Annotated in this window: 2 protein-coding genes; both read right to left on the reverse strand. The window is 70.4% G+C overall.

Going from position 1 to position 1,687, the window contains the following annotated elements; all coding sequences use genetic code 11:
• Window positions 1–1,390, reverse strand: a 1,390-nt coding sequence (locus ACIRPT_RS40895) for an urease subunit alpha (protein WP_403836965.1), incomplete at its 3' end; no start/stop codon positions are given.
• A partial coding sequence (locus ACIRPT_RS40900; RefSeq protein WP_403836967.1) for an urease subunit beta occupies window positions 1,387–1,687 on the reverse strand: 301 nt, incomplete at its 5' end. The genes ACIRPT_RS40895 and ACIRPT_RS40900, both read right to left, overlap by 4 nt.

Genomic DNA, 1,687 nt, shown 5'->3' on the forward strand with positions numbered 1-1,687 from the left:
TGGCGGCGTTGGGGTCGCCGGTGACGCCGTAGGCGGGGAAGCCGGACTTGAGGATCAGTTGTGGTTTGGCGCCGAAGTACTGCGGGGACCAGAGCACGATGTCGGCCATCTTGCCGACCTCGATCGACCCGATCTCGTGCGAGAGGCCGTGGGCGATGGCGGGGTTGAGGGTGAGCTTGGCGATGTAGCGCAGGACGCGGGCGTTGTCGTCGTGGGCGCCGTCGCCTTCCATCGGCCCGAGTTCGGCCTTCATCTTTCCGGCCATCGCGAAGGTGCGGCGCACGGTCTCGCCCGCGCGGCCCATGCCCTGGGCGTCGGAGGAGGTGATGCCGATCGCCCCGAGGTCGTGCAGCACGTCCTCGGCGCCCATCGTGCCGGCCCGGATCCGGTCACGGGCCATCGCCGCGTCGCCCGGCAGGTCGGTCTTCAGGTCATGGACCGAGACGATCATGCCGTAGTGCTCGGCCACCGCGTCCCGCCCGAAGGGCAGCGTGGGGTTGGTCGAGGAGCCGATGACGTTGGGGACACCGGCCATCTTCAGGACGTTGGGAACGTGCCCGCCGCCGCAGCCCTCGATGTGGAAGGCGTGAATGGTACGGCCGTCCAGCACACGCAGCGTGTCCTCGACGGAGAGGCACTCGTTCAGGCCGTCGCTGTGCAGCGCCACCTGCACGTCGTACTCCTCGGCGACCCGCAGCGCGGTGTCCAGGGCCCGGGCGTGCGCGCCCATGTCCTCATGGACCTTGAAACCCAGCGCGCCGCCCTCGGCCAGCGCCTCGACCAGGGGCGCCTCGCCGGAGGAGGAGCCGCGGCCGAGGAAGCCGATGTTGACCGGCCAGGCGTCGAAGGCACTGAAGGCATGGCCCAGCGCCCAGGGGGAGTTGACGCCGACGCCCCAGACGGGGCCGAATTCCTGGCCGATGATCGTCGTCACACCGGAGGCCAGCGAGGCCTCCATGACGCGGGGCGACAGGAGGTGGACGTGGGTGTCCACGGCACCGGCGGTGGCGATCATGCCCTCACCGGAGACGATGGACGTGCCGGTGCCCACGACGACCTCGACGCCTTCGAGGGTGTCGGGGTTGCCCGCCCGGCCGATCGCGTGGATGCGGCCCTCGCGGATGCCGATGGACGTCTTGCGGATGCCCTGGACCGCATCGATGACCAGGACGTTGCTGATCACCACATCGCAGGTCTCGCGCAGCGACGCGGCCTTGAGGTGCAGTCCGTCACGCGCGGTCTTGCCGAAACCGGCCAGGAACTCATCACCGTGCTTCTGCGAGTCGGACTCGACGCGGACCACCAGGCCCGTATCGCCGAGGACGACCCGGTCACCGGCCCGCGGACCGTGCACCGATGCGTACTCCTGTGGGTCGATGCCGCCACTCACGCCTGCTCCTCCGCTCCCAGGTAACCGCACGCGGCGGCCCGCCGCAGCGCTTCCGTCTTTGCCCCCGGCGCATCCAGCGGGCCGTCGACCAGACCGGCGAAGCCGATCGCGATCCGCTCGCCGCCGATCGGGACCAGGCCGACCTCGTGGGTGCCGCCCGCATCGAACCGCTCGGACGAGCCGGCCGGGACGCACAGCCGCATGCCGTAGGCCGCGCCGCGGTCGAAGTCCAGCCGGGGATTGGCCTCGAAGAAGTGGAAGTGCGAGGTCACGCTGATCGGCACGCTCGCGGTGTTG

This window comes from Streptomyces sp. NPDC101227, assembly GCF_044767545.1.
In the GTDB taxonomy this organism is placed as follows: Bacteria; Actinomycetota; Actinomycetes; order Streptomycetales; family Streptomycetaceae; genus Streptomyces.